Genomic DNA, 19,385 nt, shown 5'->3' with positions numbered 1-19,385 from the left:
GGCTACGCAAGACTGGGTATCGTGACCACGAAGACCACGCAGTATTCACGTGAACTGCTTGAGCATTTTGACCTGATGAAGTATTTTGACGTACTGATCGGCAGAGATGACGTGGAGCATCCCAAGCCGCATCCCGAACCTGTATTGAAGGCGCTGAGCCAATTGAACTACCGTTTTGGGAAAGTGACCTATTTTATCGGTGATACCTGTGTGGATATGGAGGCCGCGGAAGCTGCCGAGATCGGTAGCATCGGTGTACTGACAGGCTACATGGGGAAAGAGGAGCTTTCTGAGTGTGCGGACTTTACGATAGCGGATGCCTTTGAAGCAGTCAGATTCATAGAAAAGATGTAAAGAGTGTTATAATACGCTAAAAATAAAAGCGAGTAGTGAGAGTATGGAAGATCAAGATAAGCGTTATGCATTCCCATGGGGATTTCATCTGGGAGATCTGAAGAAAGGCAGCGAAAGCATGCCTTTATATACCGCCAGCAGTGATGGCGGATTTTGTTTACTGTATGATAAGGCTTCGGAAGCAAAGGCTGATAATTTACTTGAAAGCCTCTGTCTGGAGCTCCTCTCTACGATGCCGCATGAGAGTTTGAAAGTAGACCTTTTTGATTTTGGTAAAAAGAAGTTCTATCACCTCTCCCCTTTGCAGTATATACATCTTTTTCAGACCGCCTACAATCCCGAGATGATGTCAACGCGTTTTGAAGCGCTTGAAGAGATCATCTTCTCACGTTATCAGGAGCTGTTATGCTGTCACCGGCCAAGCATCAGCGAACATAACCAGAAATCAAAACTGAAACAGACCTACCATCTTGTGCTGATGAACCTGGAAAACTTTCCCACAGACGAGATCGAATTGAGAAGGATCAACAATTTTGTAGAGTCAGCAGCGAAAGCGGGTGTCTATATCATCGCCTTCGGGAACCAGGAGATAGAAGAGAGTGAAAGTGAGAACACACAGGCCCTGCTGCAAAATCTTAAGAAGCTCAGGATCACAGAAGGAGAATTTGCGATCACTGAAGAGATCTTTGAATTTGTCGAACTTTTGAAAGACCATACGTTCGAACCGCTGGATCTTCAAAAAAGCTACATCATGCAGCAGATACTCACCAATGCGGACCTTGAAAAATTATTGGATCCAGAATCCATCAAATTGGAAGAGAATACCAAGGTCTGAAGATCTATAGTGAATTAAAGATTATAATAGTTATAAATTAGGACTATAACAGTCCTAATTTACGCATGGTAACACCCATGAACAATCTCCTTTCCCCCCATATTTTTTTAATCATCAGCTAATCTTGAGTTAATGACATCTTGTTTATAGTATAATACGACATCTTGCATAGTTACAAGGGGAAAAAAGACATGGAAAATGAAAAAAAATCTCGTAGAGACTTTATGGGTATGGCCCTGGGCGGATTTACTGCCTTAGGTGGTCTTGGTGCACTTTATGCCATGAAGCGCAGCTGGGATCCGCTTCCAAGTGTGAAAGCCGCCGGTTTTACCACTATCGATCTGAGTGCTGCGAAGGAAAATGTGCTGAATGTAGAAAAATGGAGAGGTAAACCCATTTTTATCTTGAAAAAACCAAAGGATGCGAAGGCGGATAGCAGAGATGTGGTGGTCGGATCAGACAGATTCCACATATCCATCGGCCTATGTACACACCTTGGGTGTATCCCTGCCTACAGTGCGGGTGAAGAGAAGTTCAAGTGCGCATGTCACGGAGGTGAATTTGATGTAAGCGGCAGAGAGATATTCGGTCCTCCGCCAAAGCCGCTAGAGATACCGCCGTTCAAGCTTGACGGAAACAAGATCGTCCTTGGGGAAACAGGACCGGAATATGAAGCGATCATCGCTGCTGAGAAAAAGGCATAAGGAGAACAGATGGCAAAGTTTGATGAAAACGCAAAACCATTTTCTCAGAAATGGATGGATGACCGTCTAGCGGTGACAACGCTTAAAAAAGTGCTCTCTACAGAGTACTGGATCCCTAAAGATATCAACTTCCTTTGGGCTATGGGTATGATACTTGCTGCCACATTCGGCCTGCTTCTTGTCTCAGGTATTTTCCTCTTGATGTACTACAAGCCGGATGTAGATATGGCATTCGACTCAGTGAACTATACCATCATGACCGAAGTAGGGTACGGATGGCTATGGAGACATATTCACGGTGTCGCTGCATCGATCGTATTTTTGATCATTTATATTCACATGTTCACAGGTATCTACTACGGTTCCTATAAAAAAGGGAGGGAGATGATCTGGATCTCCGGAATGCTGCTGTTTGTGACTTTCTCGGCAGAGGCATTCTCAGGTTACATGCTTCCATGGGGACAAATGAGTTACTGGGCAGGTATGGTTATCACGAACCTCTTTGAAGGATTCTCGCCTGACATAATGGGCGGTGCCTTGAACGCTCCTGGACTGGTTGAGTGGATCAGGGGTGACTATGTACCGGATGATGCCTTCCTGACAAGATTCTTTATGCTTCACGTCCTGCTTCTTCCTTTGGTGATCATCGGGCTGATCGTATTGCACTTCGGAACATTGAGACTCCCGCATGTCAATAACCAGACGGGCGAAGAGATCGACTTTGAAGAGGCTGCTGATCTTTATAAGGCCGGGAAGAAAAAAGAGTCCAAAGTGATTCCTTTCAATCCTGTCTTCCTGAGCAAAGATGTATTTGTCATGGGTGTCTACTTCATTCTGTTCTTCTACCTGGTCTTCTATCACTTTAATTTTGCGATGGATCCGGTGAACTTTGACCCTGCAGATGGTCTGAAAACACCTCCGCACATATATCCTGAGTGGTACTTCCTGTGGAGTTATGAGATTCTCAGACCATTCCCTAAAGATCCCGGTCTGATCGCATTTGGTATCGCACAAGTGGCACTTTTCATGATCCCGTTCATAGACAGAAGTCCAAATGTGGCTCCGGCTAACAAAAGAGGGCTTTTCCATATCTGGTTCTGGGTATTGGTGATCGATATGATCGTTCTTACGGTGATGGGCAAACTGCCTCCACAGGGTATTTGGAATACTATAGGAATGGTAGCGGCTGTCGTGTTCCTGTTGATGGGACCAGCGCTGTACTTTATCACAAAAGCCGAAAAGAAACTGTAAAGGAGCAATAAATGAAAGAATTGAAAATATTAGCAGTAGTCGTCTTCTTTACGTTGGTCATCTATTGGGGTGTGGAGCCTTTTGCCCACTCGCAGATGCATAAACATGTAGAGGGTGACCACTTTGCATACAGTGACCTGCCAGAGCTCACTAAAACCGGTGATGCCGCAAACGGCCAGAGTCTGGTCATGGGTGCGGGCGCTTGTCTCGGATGTCACGCAATGGAATCGCAGGGAATGTCGGCACCCATGGATGCAAGCATGGCTGCTGCTTCCTATGGGGTCAATCCGCCTGACCTGAGCAATATCGGTGCACTCTACGATGAAAAATTCCTTGCTGCACTGATCAAAAACCCTGCGCACGCATTGAACGTAGAACACAAGTTCGATCAGGCAAGCGGAAATATGCACCCAATGACACAGTTCTTCGGTGCGGGCGGAGATATCGATCAGGAGGTAGCGGACATGGTGGCCTATTTTAAATCCATCGCACCTCAAGAGATCACACCAAAAACGGCATTTGACAATGCTTGCGGCAGATGTCACGCAATGCGATATGACAACTATACGCAGCTTGGCGACACACCTTCTTTTGATGGCGAAAAAGAGGCATTGGCACACAAGATTAAGGTGCTTGAGTATCAGGATCACTTGAAAGCATATATGGGTAAACTGCCGCCTGACCTTTCGATGATCATCAGAGCGAGAGGTGGACACTTCCTTGAAACATTCGTTGAGAATCCGCAGACCCAGCTTCCCGGAACCTCTATGCCAAGAGTCGGCTTGACAAAAGCGGGTTACGAGAAAGTGGAGGAGTACTTGACCGAGATCGGTGATCCAAGCAAATCAAAACGTGAAGCGCTTGGACCATGGGTGATCGGTTTCTTTGTGATCTTCACGCTCCTTGCATTCCTCTGGAAGAGATCGCAATGGAGAGACTTGCACTAACAGCACGTTATTTTGAGACAAGGCATTGCCTTGTCTTTACTTTCTTGATAGACATTATCCTTTTTTTATCTACATTCTGCTACCCTAATAAAAAATATTGAAAAATTATACATTGGATTTTATATGCTTATAGATGGACATGGACGTACAGTCAACTATTTACGTATCTCGGTGACAGAACGCTGTAACTTCAGATGCCAGTACTGCATGCCTGAAAAACCTTTCTCATGGGTACCTAAAGAGAACCTGCTTACGTTCGAAGAACTCTTTTTGTTTGTAAAAGTGGCGATAGACGGAGGGGTGACCAAGATCCGTCTTACGGGCGGGGAACCTCTGCTGAGAGAGGACCTGGATACCTTTATCAAAATGATCTCGGACTACAAGCCCGATATAGACCTGGCACTGACCACCAATGCGTACCTGCTTCCTGAAGCAGCGCAACGTCTGAAAGATGCCGGTCTGAAAAGACTGAATATCTCACTCGATTCACTGAAGGCAGACGTGGCAGCAAAGATAGCAGGCAAAGATGTGCTTCCCCAGGTACTCAAGGGGATAGACAAGGCGCTAGAGGTAGGATTGAAGGTGAAGATCAACATGGTACCGCTGAAAGGTATCAATGACGGAGAGATCCTCGATATCTTGGACTACTGCAAAGCACGGGACATCAAAGTGCGTTTCATAGAGTATATGGAGAACAGACATGCGGATCAGGCACTCAAAGGGATGCACGGCAAAGAGATACTGGCAAAAGTAAAAGAGAAGCATACGATACATGCCCTGGGCCGTGAAGGTGCCAGCCCATCCTTCAACTATGAACTCGAAGACGGCACGGTGTTCGGACTGATAGATCCGCATAAACATGATTTCTGCGAAAGCTGTAACCGTATACGCCTTACGGCGGAGGGAAATCTTATCCCCTGTCTCTATTTCGATGAAGCGATGAGCATTGCTGAATCTGTCAAAAAAGGTGATATCGAGGGGGCAGCAGGTGTATTGGCGCAGGTACTCAGGGACAAGCCGAAAGAGAACCGCTGGACCGAAGAGAATCCCAATGAAGAGAAAGAGATCTCTTCCCGTGCTTTTTATGAAACTGGCGGCTGATGTTTTACCTTAGCGAACAGTTCTTTTCCATACAGGGTGAAGGGAAATATGCCGGGACACCCTCGTATTTTCTCCGTACAGGCGGGTGCAACCTCTCCTGTCCCGGGTTTGGTGCATCGTACGAAGTGAATGGGGAAACACGTTACGGATGTGACACGTACTTTGCTGTAGACAGCGCCTATGCCGCTTCCTGGACAAAAGTAGAGAAAAGCGACACACTGATCGCGTCACTCAAAAAAGAGTTTGACGTACTTGGCTACTATCCGCATGTGGTGATCACAGGAGGTGAACCCCTGATGTACCATAGCGACAAAGTGTTCTATGCAGTGATCGAGTGGCTCGTAGCCGAGGGCATAGCGGTCACGTTTGAGACCAACGGAACCATTGCAATAGATTTTGAAAAATATCCCGCCTATCGCTCTTGTATCTTTGCGCTCTCTTTAAAGCTTGCCAATTCGGGTGAACCGGAAGAAAAACGTATCATACCCAAGGCACTGCAAGCCATAGCCGGCCATGCCAAAGAGGCATTTTTAAAGTTCACTATTGACACCCGTCTGGTAGAGACAACCGCCCAGCGTGAGATAGAAGCGATAAGAAAGATCCTGCCGGACCTCCCGGTCTACTGTATGCCTGTGGGGGAAAGCAGAGATACCATATGGAAAAATGACAAAGCGGTCTTTGCGTTCTGCATGAAGCATAATTATACCTACAGTGACAGGCTGCATATACGTGTGTTCGATACCACACAGGGTGTATAACCTAAGTTTTAGCTAGCTTGGTTAAAATCAGATAAATACACTCCTGATCAAGGACACTTTATGTTGATACGTAAACTTTTTAAATTTGAAAATGCACACATTGTGCGTGACTGTACCACACAGCGCTGCAGTGAAAATATCCATGGACACTCCTATAAGATCGAAGTCCTTTTGGAATCAAACTATCTTGACAACGGACAGATGGTGTATGATTTCGGGCTTACCAAACGGTACATCAAGGAGCTGATCGACTCTTTTGACCATGCGATCACCCTGTGGTCGAAAGATGATGAAGCGTATGTACGGTCGATGAAAAAATACAGCAACAGATGGGTAGAGCTTCCGGTATCCCCTTCGGCAGAGCAGTTTTCCCGTGTGATCTATCTGATGGTTGAGCGTGTATTGGCATGTACCGATATGCAAAACGGGGAGAGGGAGGTCAGGCTGCACAGTATCATCGTCCATGAGACGGAAACGGGATATGCGCAAGGCTTTAAAGATGATGCGCATAGTGAAGCGATGGGTGCGATAAGATTGGAAGAGATCGTCTTCTCCCCTCAGGTACAAAGTGAATGGAGCGATCCCAAGCTTTGGGAGAAACTTTTAGACCACAGCATGATCAAAAATCCCAAAAAAGTGTAGATTTTACACCGGGATACATTTTAGATATAATAAAAATGTTATATCAAAATGAAAGGATGCATGATGAAAAGAACGACATTTTTTTCTCTCGTAGCAGCAACTCTATTGTTTACTGCATGTGGAGAAGAGACAAAGAAGGCAAGTGCAGAAGCGACCGCATCGGTCACGGAAGCGGTAAAAGAGGATAGTGCGGAGGCTGTGGAAGCAGCGAAAGCCGAAGCATCAGAAGTGGCAGAGGAAACAGAAGAGAAGTCTGAAGCGATAGCTGCCGCTGCCGCAGAGAAAGCAGAAGCTGCGAAAGCTGCTGTCGCTTCCCAAGTAGCAGAAACAGCCTCAGCAGTGGAGGAAAAAGCGGAAGAGGTTGTGGCAGGGACAGCACCTGAAATGCCGGCAGCCTATGGTAAATGTGTAGGCTGCCACGGGTCGGACGGCAAGACCAAAGCACTGGGAAAATCAGCTGTCATTGCGGGACAGGATAAGGCAGCTCTGGTGACTTCGATGAAAGAGTATCAGGCGGGCACAAAGAATGTCGCCGGCATGGGTATGCTTATGAAGGGTCAGGTAGCAACGATGTCCGATGAGGATATCGAAGCAGTGGCCGAGTACCTCTCTGCTATAAAATAGCGCCATAGAGGGCAAGGCCTTCTGTGCTACAGTGATACAGGGGTCTCTTTGACCCCTCACTTGACCAACGGTCGATCAACGCGTAAAGAAATCTTCTTTTACCTCAGAGGTGAATTCCCAATCTATAGGCAGTATTTTTACGGTTTTTCCTTTTTCGAGCTTTGCTATATCCGGTGTGGTGACAAGCAGGGCATTGGCCTGCTCCAGCGGTGAAAGCATACCGGGGAGCTGTTTGGAGAATGGCAGGAAGGCCTCTCCGTCAAATGAGCCTAGCCGTACGGTATGTTTGCCCGGTCTCAGAGTGAAATCCTCTTTGATCCGTGTCTGTACCGTAGCATGATGACAGGCCTTCATCCCGGACATTTTCCGTATCACGGCACGTACAAAGATCTCGTAATTGACCATAGAAGCAAGAGGATTACCCGGAAGGTTGATGATCACGGTTTTGCCGATGGTGCCAAAAGCCGTCGGTTTCCCCGGTTTGATATCCACCTTGTCAAAGTGCAGTTCCATCCCCAGGTTGCCGAAAGCCTCTTTGGTGAAGTCCCTATCTCCCATACTGATACCGCCGGAAGTGATGATGATATCCGCATCAGACGCGGACCTGATAGCTTCTTCCAGAGAGTCAATGGTGTCACTGGAGCTGCCTATGTATTGTACCTCGCATCCCAGCGCCTGGGAGCGTGCAAGGAACATGGGGGTATTGGAGTTGTAGAGCTGGTGAGGGCTGATCTTCTCGAAGTGCGGCCGGAGTTCATCCCCCGTACCAAAGACAGCCACTTTGATCCTGCGTCTGACCCGTAGATGCGTCACCCCCTGGCTGGCCAGCAGGGCGATCGCATAGGCGGTCACCTTTTCTCCTTTATGCAGGTAGACCGTACCGCTTTTGATATCCTCTCCCGCATGTCTGATATGTCCGTCTTTTTTGATCTCAGAGGGGAGGGTCACCTGGGTACCGTTGACTGTCACATCTTCTATGGGGATGATCGCTTCACACCCTTTTGGGATGGGCGCACCGGTCATGATCTTGATGGCCTGTCCAGCCTGCAGTGTCATTTGAGGGTCATCCCCTGCATAGATGACCTCCGTACAGGTGACGGTACTGTTCGCATCAGCACATTTGACAGCATAGCCATCCATCGCGGAGTTGTCAAAACGGGGCAGGTTGAATGTGGCGATGGAGTCTTCGCTCATAATACGTCCCAATGCCATCTCGATAGGCAGAAGTTCGGAGTTCACCACAGAAGTGTTTTGATCAATAATATCCAGTGCTTGCATGATGGAAACAGGCATGTTTCTCCCTTAAAATTATGTTAGGTCGATTATAACTAAATAGGGTATAATCCACTTTTAAACAAATCAAAATTACAGGAAATTCATATGATCGCAGAGATGTTGATAGTGCACAGTATTTTAGTAAAAACCTTTTTAGGCTTTTTGGTGGGAGGATTGTTGATCCCGATGATGACAGCTAAAAATCCCTTGGGATTCAAAAAAGCAAGTTTTATCTATACGATGATCTTCCAAGCGATCGCGACCATGATCGCCTTCACAGGTATCATCGCGGTGTTCAGCGGTGATCTGGGCTGGCCGTTGAGTACGATCATTATGGTCGTGATCTGGGCGGTACTGATGTACATAGAGATCAAAAAGCATAAATTGATCAAAATAGCCAACCTGCAAAACCCTGAGACACACAAGCTGCTCAAAGGGGTCTTTTTGAAAATATCTCTGGTACAGATCCTGCTTGTGGCCGTAATGGTGGTCCTTATGGTTCTGAAAGCTAAAGGCATCATAGCACTCTAAACATGTTGTATCTTTACCATAAAGAGGCAGGAAAGCCTCAGCTCACGCTGCTTGGAGACGAGCATCGCTACATTTTCAAAGTACGGAGACACAGGGTAGAGGATACGCTGTATCTTCGCAACCTTGAAGACGGGTTACTGCATCGCTACCTTATCACCTACCTGGATAAACGCTCCGTGATACTTGAGCTGCAGGAGAGCCGCACACTGGAGATCAAAGCGAAAGCAGCGCTGCATATAGGCTGGTGCATGATCGATCCCAAAAATATTGAAAAAGTACTTCCGTCACTGAATGAAATGGGCGTGGCAAAGATCACGTTCATCTACTGTGGCCGTTCTCAGAAAAGCTTCAAGCCCGATTTCAAACGCTGGGAGAAGATACTTTTGAACTCTTCGCAGCAGTCCGGACGAAGCGTGATGATGGAGATGGATATGGCAGAGAGCCTTGAAGCGTTTATGGCCGAACATCCCCAAAGCTATCTTTTGAACTTTTCAGAAAATGTACTTTCTGCAGAGTGCGGTATCGATACGATCGTGATCGGATGCGAAGGCGGGATCACCGAGAATGAGGTGGCATTGTTCGCACCGGAGAGAGTGATAGGCTTTGATACCCCTTTGGTGCTCAAAAGTGAGAGTGCTGTCTGCGCGGTAGCTGCCAAATTACTTTTATAATTGAATAGAGCTATTGGCTCACTTTCAGGTGCTTTCTTGGAGATTAAAAGGTATAGGCACTGATGATCCTAAGGTAGCTCTTGTCATCTTCATTGGCGATCCACTGTTTTTCATATCTTAGCAGGATGTACTCCCTCGGCCTGAATTTGAACTTGTGGTCGATATAGAGTGCATTGAGCGTATTGTAAGTATCGTCTCTGTAGGTGATGTTGGTCAGGTAGAGAGAACTTGAATACGCCTTATCCTTCGAAGCAGAGAAATATCTATAGTGTACTTTCAGGGATTTTGCAAAAGGATGCCCTTGCGTTTTCCCCTGTGCGATCATGGAGCTGGTGTAGATAGAAGAGAGACCTCCGTAGCCTCTATTGATCCCGTCATTCCCGAAATTATATGAGAGTGAGCCGGTATAAGAGAATTTCTCGGACCTTAATCCCAGTTTGGCTGCTACGAGCTTCACATCTCCTCCCCCGTTATCGCGGTTGAGTATATGAATGCCGCCTTGATCGTCAAAGGTATAAATACCTTGCATGCCATAGTATATATCTGCGGAAGGGTTCAAAGGGGTACGTGCTTCCACTTCCATATGCAGGGTATTGAAGAGTTTGGGTGCATGGTAGTAGTACCATTGATGTCTGGCATTGCCAAACTGTGTATGAAAGCCGATATAGCTTACACCCTCTTCTGCCAAGCCGCTTGAAGTGTACTCCGAATACGCTTCAGCATTATAGGGTCTGAAACGGGTCACATGCCCCAGAGAAAGAAAGGTATCCGAATCCCAGAATATCTGAGAAGTGATACCTTGATAACTGAAGGGGACCAGTCTGGTTGTATCATCGTTAAGCATCGGTGTATGGATCTGCTGTTTTCCGATCTTGAAAGCAGTGTGTGTATTTTTATAATATGCATAACATTCACTTAAGGGGTTAATATCATTTCCTGCCGTGTCTGTCAATGAGGTAAGGGCAGGGTTTTTAGACTCAAAGATCAAATGTGAAAGATACTGTTTGACCCCAAAACCAAAACCATAGAGAGGCTTAGATCTATAGTCTATATAGCCGCCCAAGACAGTGGCTTTTGACTCCTCATCATTTTGGGCATCAATGTCATAATGAAAGAGTTCGATATGCGTATCGAACCTGCCCCAGCGTGTCTCTTCGGCACTGCTGTTCACACAACATAAAGAGGTCATGATCAAGAGAAGTGTATGTTTTGTATTGATTGATGAACCTTTTGTATGGATGTCAGTTTAGATTGTACATAAAATTCATTGAAACACTATAATAATCCCTATGCCAGCTAAAATTCTATTTCTTACCTCACTTTTTGTATAATGCTTCTTTTAATACTTTTTTGTAATGCTTTTTTGGAAAATGTTAGTATATGAAAAAGAGTGCAGGGGGCTTTCACTGTGTTTTGACTAAGGTGAAAACAAACAACGCATAGTAAAATCCCCATAATGTTTTTAAAGCAAAAGTATCCGCTGGGCACTATGCACAGTCTCAAGAGAGGATTAAAAGAGATTAAAGTGACAAAAGGAAATGGTTTGAACTTACAAAGTTTTTTATGGGAATACGGGGCTAAAGTGCCCGGATATGATGTCAGAGTGATCAACGAAAGAGAAGCAAGGGCTGCCGCAGGGATCCTTGGAACACTGGGGATGATCGTCATCTTTGTCGGTATAGGATTTAATCACGCCATTGTGGCAAGGGTCTATCTGGCCTTTTTATTTCTTGATTTTACGGCAAGGATCATCAGTCCGAACTACTCCCCCTCTATGCTTTTGGGAAAATTTTTTGTGCAGGATCAAAAACCGGAGTATGTAGGCGGATTGCAAAAACGTTTTGCCTGGACACTGGGCTGGCTGATCTCCCTTCCGATGGTCTGGTGGTTCGTGATAAACTGGGATATCACTTTCTATAAGGTTTTGATCTGTGTGCTCTGTCTGCTGCTTACATTTTTGGAGAGCGCTTTTGGGATCTGTGTAGGCTGTAAGCTATACAAGATCATGACCAAAATAGATCCTGTGCATTGCCCGGGAGGGGTCTGTGAAGTACGCCAAAAAGAGCCTATACAAACATTCAACCCGGTACAGAAGGTGATCACCGCGCTGACCATGATAGGCCTTGTGGTAGGCACCTATCTCTTTTTAGCCTATTCGAAGCCTACCACATTCTTCGGTGAGTTCCTCCATGAAGCAGTGTTGACAGACGCACAGCTTCAAAAAGAGAAAGATGCAGCGTTCGAGAAAGAAATGGAAGAGGCGTTTGGAGATGACGACGACTGGTAGGGGTGAGGGGCAAAAGAGACCCTGCACAGAGATCCGGATCGGTCCCGCCTGCTGTTTTATGATTTTTTAAATTTTTTTAGATAAAATACCACTCTTAATTGTCTCGCCAGAGAGCGTTGCAATGCCCCTTTTTCAGGAAAAAGGAAGAGTCACAGGCTAGAGCAGGTTAGTTGCCTGACACACAAAATAAACTAAAAGGTTACAAGATGAAAAAAGAGATTCACCCGGATTACATGGAATGTAAAGTAAGTTGTGCATGTGGAAATACGTTTGAGATAAAAACGGACAAAGCAGAACTGAGTATCGATATCTGTAATGAGTGCCACCCGTTCTTTACAGGTTCTGAGAAGATCGTTGATGCTGCCGGAAGAGTAGAGAAGTTCAAAAACAAATATAAATTGTCATAATTTATCATTTGAGGGCATCGTGGGTCAAGCCCGCTATGCCTGCTGCTGCAGATGCACTCACGACTGAAAGTGCGTAAATAAAACCAGTCACTTCTCTTATAAAGTAAAATAATGATCACATTTATCCCCACTCCTATCGGAAACCCCCAAGATATTACGATTCGTGCTATGAAGATGTTTGAAAAAGCAGCACTTTTTTTATGTGAAGATACCCGACAGACCAAGCATCTTTTGCGACTTTTGGAAGAGCGTTTTGGTATGGTGTATCCCGAAGCACAGTTCTTGTCGTTCAACGAGCATAACGGAAAGGAGCGGCTGCACGAACTGGGACATGTTTTACAGGAAAAAGAGGTGGTCTATGTCAGTGATGCGGGGATGCCTATCATCTCCGATCCCGGGCAGATACTCGTGGCCTATGCCCAGGAGAACCAGATACCTTATGATGTGCTGCCCGGAGCATCTGCAGTCACAACAGCCTATGCCGCAAGCGGTTTTGAGGAAGGGAAATTCCTCTTTTATGCGTTTTTGCCACACAAAGGAAAAGAGAGAAGTATCGCGCTCAGTGAGGCCATGAGCAACGGTTACAATACGGTGCTGTATGAAGCCCCCCATCGTTTGGAAAAGCTTTTAGGCGAAATTTCGGCGTTAGATGCGCAGAGAGAGCTTTTTCTGGCCAAGGAGCTCAGCAAAAAGTATCAAAACTACTATCGCGGTACGGCAGGATCACTCAATGAACAGTTTAAGGAATTGACCATACGTGGAGAGTGGGTGGTGATCATACGGGCAGACAAAAGTATCGAAAAAAGTCTCAGTTTCGCAGAAGTGTTGACATTGGACCTGCCGCCCAAATCCAAAGCGAAGATCCTTGCACAATTGAGTGATAAAAGTGTCAAAGAATGGTACAATGAACTTATCAAATCCACTTAACACTGTACAAGCAAAAAAAAGGTAAAATCACCCTATGATACTATACGGAAAGCAAGTCTGTTTGCATGCACTGGAGCACCACTCAGAGAAAATAAAAACGGTTTATGTTGCCAAAAAAGGGATACTTCCTAAAGGTCTCTTTCACCAATACCATGATAATATCAAGTTTTTGGAAGAAAAGTGGGCCCAGTCCATGAGCAAAGGCGGGAATCATCAGGGGCTGCTTGTGGAAATGGATGAATTTCAGCAGAGCACCCTTTCTGAGGTCAAGAAGAGTGATTTTCTGGTAGTGCTTGACGGCTTGACAGATGTAGGTAACATCGGTGCAGTGGTACGATCGGCCTATGCACTTGGAGCGGATGCTATTATCGCTGCAGGGGTGAAACAGCTTAATTTTGCGGCCATAGCACGTACGAGCTCAGGTGCCATGCTGGACCTGCCTTTTATGATAGCGCCCAATATCCTGGACACGTTCAATGAACTCCAGCAAATAGGATTTACTCTTTACGGGGCCTCCATGGACGGAGAGAATGTACAGGAGATGACCTTTGCGCCTAAACGTGTGCTTGTATTGGGGAGTGAAGGAAAAGGTATTTCCGGAAAGGTCATGGCGAAACTGGATCATAAGATTTCAATAGAGATGAAACATGCATTTGATTCACTCAATGTGAGCGCGGCGGCAGCTATTTTAATACATAGGATGGGTTATGCGGTTAAACGAGATTCTTGAAGAGAACAGTATAAAGGCGGTCAGCGAAAAGACAAAGATATCTGAAGAGAATCTTGAAGATCTTTTGGGTTCAAATTTTGATAGGCTCAAAAAGATCAAAGTGCTGGGCTTCATCTCTATCATTGAGCGTGAGTATCAAGCAGATCTAAGCGCATTGCGGGATGAGGCATTGGCCTATTATGGTGAACATAAAGAAGATGACAATTTTTCTGTACGTTTACCTGTCGCAGAGGAGAAAAAAAAGAGATCGAAACTGTTCATACTGGTCGTGTTGGCTCTTTTGGCCTATGCCTCCTGGTATTTTTTTACACAGTTCGATAAAAAACATTTGGGTCAGCTGATCCCTTTTATGGAGGATCAAATGATCGAAAATGTAGCGGTACCTGAGGTGGCTGAGCAGCCGGAAGAGCGTGTCGCGGGAAACCTGAGTATTGAGAGCTTGGCGGCCGATGATATCCAGATAGGTGCCACGATCGAAAAGACGGTCGAAGTTCAGGATACCAATACAGTGGTGGAAGAAGTGGAAGAGGTTGTTGCTCAAGAGGGTGCAGAGAGTAGTGACGCAATGGTAGAAGAGGTCAATGTTTCTACAGAACCTGTCACCCAATTTTAGTACTGTCTGATAGACTAATAAAAAAAATGAAAAAAATGTAAAGCGAGTAAAGCATGTTTGATGAAATTCAATTTGAAAAAATAAACCGTTTGCCGAAGTATCTTTTTGCAGAGATCAATGAACTCAAGATGCGACTAAGACGTGAAGGTACAGATATTATAGATTTTTCTATGGGAAATCCCGATGCTTCTACACCGCAGCCGATCATCGACAAGCTGTGTGAGACTGCTCAAAAACCCAAAACCCATGGCTATTCTGCAAGTAAGGGGATCTATAAGCTCAGACTGGCGATGAGCAAATGGTATAAGCGCAAATACGGGGTGGACCTGGATCCCGATACGGAAGTGGTTGCAACGATGGGAAGCAAAGAAGGGTACGTGCACCTTGTGCAGGCCATTTCGAACCCGGGTGATGTGGCCATTGTGCCTGATCCTACCTATCCTATCCATTCCCAGGCGTTCATCCTGGCAGGCGCGAATGTAGAAAAAATGCAGCTGGTATTTGATGAAGAGACCTTTGAGGTAGATGAAGACAGATTTCTTGCTGACGTGGAAGAACAGCTGGACAATTCCATTCCCAAAGCAAAGTTTTTGGTGGTCAATTTCCCGCATAACCCCACGACGGCAACCGTGACACCTCGATTCTATGAGAGACTGGTAGCGCTTGCGAAAGAGAAACGATTCTATATCATTTCAGATATTGCCTATGCAGATATCACCTTTGACGGCTACACGACACCGTCTATCATGACCGTAGAGGGGGCGAAAGATGTAGCGGTTGAAGCCTATACACTTTCAAAATCCTACAACATGGCAGGATGGAGAGTAGGCTTTATCGTAGGGAACAAGAGACTCATCGGTGCACTGCAGAGCATCAAGTCCTGGTTGGACTACGGGATGTTCACGCCTATTCAGGTGGCAGCGACCGTGGCTTTGGATGAACATGGGTATATTCCTGAAGAGCAGATCATTCCTCGCTATGAGAAGAGACGTGACGTCATGATAGAAGCGTTCAGAAACGCAGGCTGGCCTCTGTCGAAGCCGAGTGCGTCCATGTTCATCTGGGGCAGGATCCCTGAAGTGGCAAGAGATATGGGTTCTCTGGAATTTGCCAAACAGCTGCTGCTGCATGCGGATGTTGCCGTAAGCCCGGGTATAGGATTTGGGAAATACGGTGACGAGTATGTAAGGATCGCCCTGATAGAAAATGAAAATCGTATCAGACAGGCAGCACGTAATATTAAAAAATTCCTCAAGGAATTAGAAGAGGCAAAGAAGTAGTATGGTTAAAATCGGTATTTTAGGAGTTGGTACGGTCGGTGCAAGCGTTGCGAATATACTTGAAGAGAATGCAGATATCATTGAAGCAAGAGCCGGGAAAAAGATCGTCGTAAAATCAGGTGTGGTAAAGAACCTCTCAAAAGAGAGAGGGGTAAGTATCAAACTGAGTGAGGATCCGCTGGATGTGGTCAATGACCCTGAGATCGATATCGTTGTGGAACTGATGGGCGGTATCGAAGAGCCGTACGCGCTTGTCAAAAAAGCACTGGAAAACGGTAAAGCGGTGGTCACTGCGAATAAAGCGCTCTTGGCCTATCACCGTTACGAACTGCAGGAGATAGCCGGTGACCTCCCTTTAATGTATGAAGCAAGTACCGCCGGTGGGATACCGATCATCGGTGCGCTGCGTAACGGGCTCTCCGCCAACCATATAAACTCTATCCAGGGTATCATGAACGGTACCTGCAACTATATGCTTACCAAGATGATCAATGAAGGTGCGCAGTATGACGAGATCCTCAAGGAAGCCCAGGAGCTGGGATACGCAGAAGCTGACCCGACCTTTGATGTAGGCGGATTCGATGCCTCTCACAAGCTGCTTATCCTGGCAAGTATCGCCTATGGTATCGATGCAAAGCCTGAAGATATTCTGATAGAAGGCATAGAGAACATCACACAGGCCGATGTGGCATTCGCCAAAGATTTCGGGTATGCGATCAAACTGCTCGGTATCGCCAAAAAAGTAGGAGAAGCCGTAGAATTGCGTGTGCATGCCACCATGATACCCGAAGAGAGCATGATAGCCAAAGTAGACGGCGTGATGAATGCGGTCACTGTTGTGGGTGACCGTGTAGGCGAGACGCTATACTACGGTCCGGGTGCGGGAGGTGATGCTACAGCGTCAGCCGTCATTGCCGATATCGTGGATATCGTTCGCGGAAACCAGGGTCCGATGCTTGGGTACAAAAAAGGTCTGGAATCCGGACTCAGGCTGCTGCCAAAAGAAGAGATATGTTCACACTACTATCTTCGTATGAGCGTAGATGACAAAAAAGGCGTACTTGCCACGGTCACCCAGCTTTTTAGCGAACTCGACATCTCCATAGAAGGGATGATGCAAAATCCAGACAACGACCATGATGAGCGTGTAGAACTGCTTTTCATCACCCATGAATGCCAGGAGAAAATGATACAAGAAGCGATGCAGGCACTTGAAAAACTGGATGTCATTAACGGCAAAGTTGCAATGATCAGGATAGAGAAGTAAAAAGGATACATGATGGCAAAAGACCACTACTTTGACATATCCGCGAAGCTGGATATGATGGAGCTAAAAAATGCGATCGTCATGGCGCAAAAAGAGGTTGCTACGCGTTTTGATTTTAAAGGGCTGCTGGCAGAGATCAAGCTCAATGAAGCCGGCAAGACTTTGAGCCTCAGTGCTTCTACCGATGCCAAGATCGATGCACTGAAAGATATCCTGATCTCCAAATTGATCAAAAGAGGCATTGCAGGCAAGTCGCTCGAAGAGGTGAAGACCGAAGGGATATCCGGCGGAAATACGAAGGTGATCTACCGTATTGTGGATACGATCGATAAAGAGGAAGCCAAAAAGATCGTGAAAGCGATCAAAGATATGAAGATAAAGGTCACACCGTCGATCCAGGGTGATGAGGTACGTGTATCCGGGAAGAAAATAGATGATCTTCAGGCGGTGATGGCTGAAGTGAAGAAGTTGGATCTGAAAGCACCGTTGGTGTTTGGGAATTTCAAATAATATTTTGATGAGTTTGATCTCTTTTGCATATTTCACTCTATGCTAATTGAGATATTGTTTCTCTCTTCATTTTTTTAGAAAAAACGAAGCAAAAAATCGTCGTGGCTCTCGAATCGCTTCGCTTACGAGGGCGTTCGCCACGACAAGGTTTATTTAATAGATGTTGTTCTTATGAACAGTGTCCGCCGCCGCAGCATCCGCCTGCACTTGCGTGTTGTTTTTCTCCTACGTGAATCGTGAAAGTGTCACCTGTCTCTTCTGTGACGAATCCGTGTTTCCCGCAGAATTTTTCATTCATGTGTTTTTCCATAGCTTTTGCCTGGATCAGTGCATCGTCTTTGTTGTCGAACTGCATATTGTTCTCGTACGGGCTTCTTTTGAAACAGCCACACTCTCTTGCTACATTGATTGTAAACATTGTAAATCCTTTTGGTATAATTTTGTCCGATATTAGCAACACTTACTTAAAGAAACATTATTTTAACTGCAATTAGGATAAAATAGCTCCTAATTAGATCCAGAAGGGTAAAAATGACAAAAAAAATTGAGAACGATCATGAAGTGATCGACAGTGTATGTGCGTATTGTGGCGTTGGCTGCGATATCGCTGCGCATGTGGATACCAAAGAAAATAAAATTAAAAAGATTTTTGCCCATCCCGACGGCGCTGTGTCAGAAGGAAAGCTCTGCATCAAAGGTACCCACGGATATGACTTTGTGGATGCAAAAGAGAGACTGAGAACGCCCCGTATCCGCAAAAGCTTTTTGGAGAAGAACCCTGGGATCAAAGAGGCGATCGCCGGTTCACTCACTGACCTGGATGATACATGGTATGAGACCGATCTCGAGTCGGCTACCACCGCAGGGGCCATGAAGCTAAAAGAGATTCAGGCAACATATGGTGAAAAGTCTGTCTGTTCGCTCGGAGGGGCCAGAACTTCCTGTGAATCAGCCTATTACTTTCAAAAGTTCACACGTGATACCTTGAACTCTCCGCATGTGGATAACTGTGCCAGAGTGTGCCACTCTCCCTCACTCAAAGGGATGAGACTTACCATCGGCGAGGGAGCTGCAAGTAACCCGTTTGATGATATCTACAAAACGGAATTTATGATCGTGATGGGTTCGAACACCACGGAGGCACATCCGATCGTGGGTAACCGTATGATCAAAGCGGCACAAAAGGGTATAGGTATCGCATGTTTTGACGTGCGTGAGATCACACTGCATAAGTTCTCAAAATACAAGGCGGTCACGCCGCATGAAGCGAACCTGCTTGTGCTCAATATGATGGCCTATACCATCATTACCGAAGAGCTCTATCACAAAGATTTCATCAAGAACAGAACAAAGAACTTTGAACACTTTAAAGAGAGCATTCTGAACGATCCCTATGCCAATCCTGAATTTTTCAGAGAGGTGGAAGGGTATGAGTATCTGGCAGATATGCTCCCGGAGATCGCCCGCGAGTATGCAACGAAAAAATCTCTGATCTTGTGGGGGCTTGGGATCACTGAACATGTAGACGGCTCTTATGCGGTCATGGCCATCGTCCACTTGGCTCTGATGACAGGGAATATCGGTAAAGACGGCGCGGGTGTGATGCCGCTGCGTGGCCAGACGAACGTACAGGGTGCCTGTGATATGGGCATGCTTCCCTACTATGCACCG

At 46.0% G+C, this 19,385-nt stretch carries 23 protein-coding genes; 20 read left to right on the top strand and 3 right to left on the bottom strand.

The window, feature by feature from the left end; all coding sequences use genetic code 11:
• From VIM88_RS02680 to VIM88_RS02640, 9 genes are all read left to right on the top strand, one after another.
• A partial coding sequence (locus VIM88_RS02680) for an HAD family hydrolase (protein WP_331861337.1) occupies window positions 1-354 on the top strand: 354 nt, incomplete at its 5' end.
• 43 nt (window positions 355-397) lie between these two features.
• A complete protein-coding gene (locus tag VIM88_RS02675; RefSeq protein ID WP_331861336.1) occupies window positions 398-1,189 on the top strand; it encodes a hypothetical protein in 792 nt (263 codons plus the stop codon).
• Window positions 1,190-1,380: 191 nt separating this feature from the next.
• A complete protein-coding gene (gene petA, locus VIM88_RS02670; RefSeq protein WP_331861335.1) occupies window positions 1,381-1,893 on the top strand; it encodes a ubiquinol-cytochrome c reductase iron-sulfur subunit in 513 nt (170 codons plus the stop codon).
• A gap of 9 nt (window positions 1,894-1,902) precedes the next feature.
• Complete coding sequence (locus tag VIM88_RS02665) at window positions 1,903-3,144, top strand: cytochrome bc complex cytochrome b subunit (protein WP_331861334.1); 1,242 nt, start codon at window positions 1,903-1,905, stop codon at window positions 3,142-3,144.
• 11 nt (window positions 3,145-3,155) lie between these two features.
• Window positions 3,156-4,091 carry a c-type cytochrome gene (locus VIM88_RS02660; RefSeq protein WP_331861333.1) on the top strand — a complete coding sequence of 312 codons (936 nt, stop codon included), beginning with the start codon at window positions 3,156-3,158 and terminating at the stop codon, window positions 4,089-4,091.
• 123 nt (window positions 4,092-4,214) lie between these two features.
• The gene (gene moaA / locus VIM88_RS02655) at window positions 4,215-5,192 is read left to right on the top strand and encodes a GTP 3',8-cyclase MoaA (RefSeq protein WP_331861332.1); all 978 of its coding nucleotides are present in this window, start codon (window positions 4,215-4,217) and stop codon (window positions 5,190-5,192) included.
• Window positions 5,192-5,950, top strand: a complete 759-nt coding sequence (locus tag VIM88_RS02650; RefSeq protein ID WP_331861331.1) for a 7-carboxy-7-deazaguanine synthase QueE — start codon at window positions 5,192-5,194, stop codon at window positions 5,948-5,950. Before moaA ends, VIM88_RS02650 begins: the two co-directional genes overlap by 1 nt.
• A gap of 60 nt (window positions 5,951-6,010) precedes the next feature.
• Window positions 6,011-6,592 carry a 6-carboxytetrahydropterin synthase gene (locus VIM88_RS02645; RefSeq protein WP_331861330.1) on the top strand — a complete coding sequence of 194 codons (582 nt, stop codon included), beginning with the start codon at window positions 6,011-6,013 and terminating at the stop codon, window positions 6,590-6,592.
• A 63-nt stretch (window positions 6,593-6,655) separates the two neighbouring features.
• Window positions 6,656-7,216: a c-type cytochrome gene (locus VIM88_RS02640; protein ID WP_331861329.1), complete on the top strand. Its 561-nt coding sequence runs from the start codon at window positions 6,656-6,658 to the stop codon at window positions 7,214-7,216.
• A gap of 75 nt (window positions 7,217-7,291) precedes the next feature.
• Here VIM88_RS02640 and glp read toward each other — a convergent pair whose 3' ends face one another.
• A complete protein-coding gene (gene glp / locus VIM88_RS02635) occupies window positions 7,292-8,509 on the bottom strand; it encodes a gephyrin-like molybdotransferase Glp (protein ID WP_331861328.1) in 1,218 nt (405 codons plus the stop codon).
• Between the two features lie 87 nt (window positions 8,510-8,596).
• Between glp and VIM88_RS02630 the strand changes: the two genes are divergently transcribed.
• On the top strand, window positions 8,597-9,022 hold the full coding sequence (locus VIM88_RS02630) for a hypothetical protein (protein ID WP_331861327.1): 426 nt from the start codon (window positions 8,597-8,599) through the stop codon (window positions 9,020-9,022).
• A gap of 2 nt (window positions 9,023-9,024) precedes the next feature.
• Window positions 9,025-9,693, top strand: coding sequence for a 16S rRNA (uracil(1498)-N(3))-methyltransferase (locus VIM88_RS02625; RefSeq protein WP_331861326.1), 669 nt, complete (start codon window positions 9,025-9,027; stop codon window positions 9,691-9,693).
• A gap of 43 nt (window positions 9,694-9,736) precedes the next feature.
• On the opposite strand, the gene VIM88_RS02620 is transcribed toward VIM88_RS02625, so the two are convergent.
• Window positions 9,737-10,882, bottom strand: a complete 1,146-nt coding sequence (locus tag VIM88_RS02620) for an OprD family outer membrane porin (protein ID WP_331861325.1) — start codon at window positions 10,880-10,882, stop codon at window positions 9,737-9,739.
• A 354-nt stretch (window positions 10,883-11,236) separates the two neighbouring features.
• Here VIM88_RS02620 and VIM88_RS02615 point away from each other — a divergent pair, with 354 nt between their 5' ends.
• From VIM88_RS02615 to VIM88_RS02580, 8 genes are all read left to right on the top strand, one after another.
• A complete protein-coding gene (locus VIM88_RS02615; protein ID WP_331861324.1) occupies window positions 11,237-11,980 on the top strand; it encodes a DUF4395 domain-containing protein in 744 nt (247 codons plus the stop codon).
• A gap of 206 nt (window positions 11,981-12,186) precedes the next feature.
• Window positions 12,187-12,387 (top strand): 50S ribosomal protein L31, encoded by a 201-nt coding sequence (rpmE, locus tag VIM88_RS02610; protein WP_331861323.1) that lies wholly within the window; start codon window positions 12,187-12,189, stop codon window positions 12,385-12,387.
• 111 nt (window positions 12,388-12,498) lie between these two features.
• Complete coding sequence (gene rsmI, locus VIM88_RS02605; protein WP_331861322.1) at window positions 12,499-13,314, top strand: 16S rRNA (cytidine(1402)-2'-O)-methyltransferase; 816 nt, start codon at window positions 12,499-12,501, stop codon at window positions 13,312-13,314.
• 34 nt (window positions 13,315-13,348) lie between these two features.
• Complete coding sequence (gene rlmB / locus VIM88_RS02600; protein WP_331861321.1) at window positions 13,349-14,044, top strand: 23S rRNA (guanosine(2251)-2'-O)-methyltransferase RlmB; 696 nt, start codon at window positions 13,349-13,351, stop codon at window positions 14,042-14,044.
• Window positions 14,022-14,657, top strand: coding sequence for a hypothetical protein (locus VIM88_RS02595; RefSeq protein WP_331861320.1), 636 nt, complete (start codon window positions 14,022-14,024; stop codon window positions 14,655-14,657). The genes rlmB and VIM88_RS02595 overlap by 23 nt, the downstream gene beginning before the upstream one ends.
• Before the next feature lie 53 nt (window positions 14,658-14,710).
• Complete coding sequence (locus VIM88_RS02590) at window positions 14,711-15,937, top strand: LL-diaminopimelate aminotransferase (RefSeq protein WP_331861319.1); 1,227 nt, start codon at window positions 14,711-14,713, stop codon at window positions 15,935-15,937.
• A gap of 1 nt (window position 15,938) precedes the next feature.
• A complete protein-coding gene (locus tag VIM88_RS02585; protein WP_331861318.1) occupies window positions 15,939-17,204 on the top strand; it encodes a homoserine dehydrogenase in 1,266 nt (421 codons plus the stop codon).
• A gap of 12 nt (window positions 17,205-17,216) precedes the next feature.
• Entirely contained in the window at window positions 17,217-17,714 is a 498-nt protein-coding gene (locus VIM88_RS02580; protein ID WP_331861317.1) for a YajQ family cyclic di-GMP-binding protein, read from the top strand.
• Between the two features lie 169 nt (window positions 17,715-17,883).
• Here the strand turns inward: VIM88_RS02580 and VIM88_RS02575 are convergent, their stop codons facing one another.
• Window positions 17,884-18,132, bottom strand: coding sequence for a hypothetical protein (locus tag VIM88_RS02575; protein WP_331861316.1), 249 nt, complete (start codon window positions 18,130-18,132; stop codon window positions 17,884-17,886).
• Between the two features lie 113 nt (window positions 18,133-18,245).
• Here VIM88_RS02575 and VIM88_RS02570 point away from each other — a divergent pair.
• A partial coding sequence (locus VIM88_RS02570; RefSeq protein ID WP_331861315.1) for a molybdopterin-dependent oxidoreductase occupies window positions 18,246-19,385 on the top strand: 1,140 nt, incomplete at its 3' end.

Origin of the sequence: Sulfurovum sp., assembly GCF_036568385.1 — a bacterium.
Lineage (GTDB): Bacteria > Campylobacterota > Campylobacteria > Campylobacterales > Sulfurovaceae > Sulfurovum.
The sequence above is the reverse complement of the archived record's forward strand: the minus strand, read 5'-3'. Positions and strand labels throughout refer to the sequence as shown.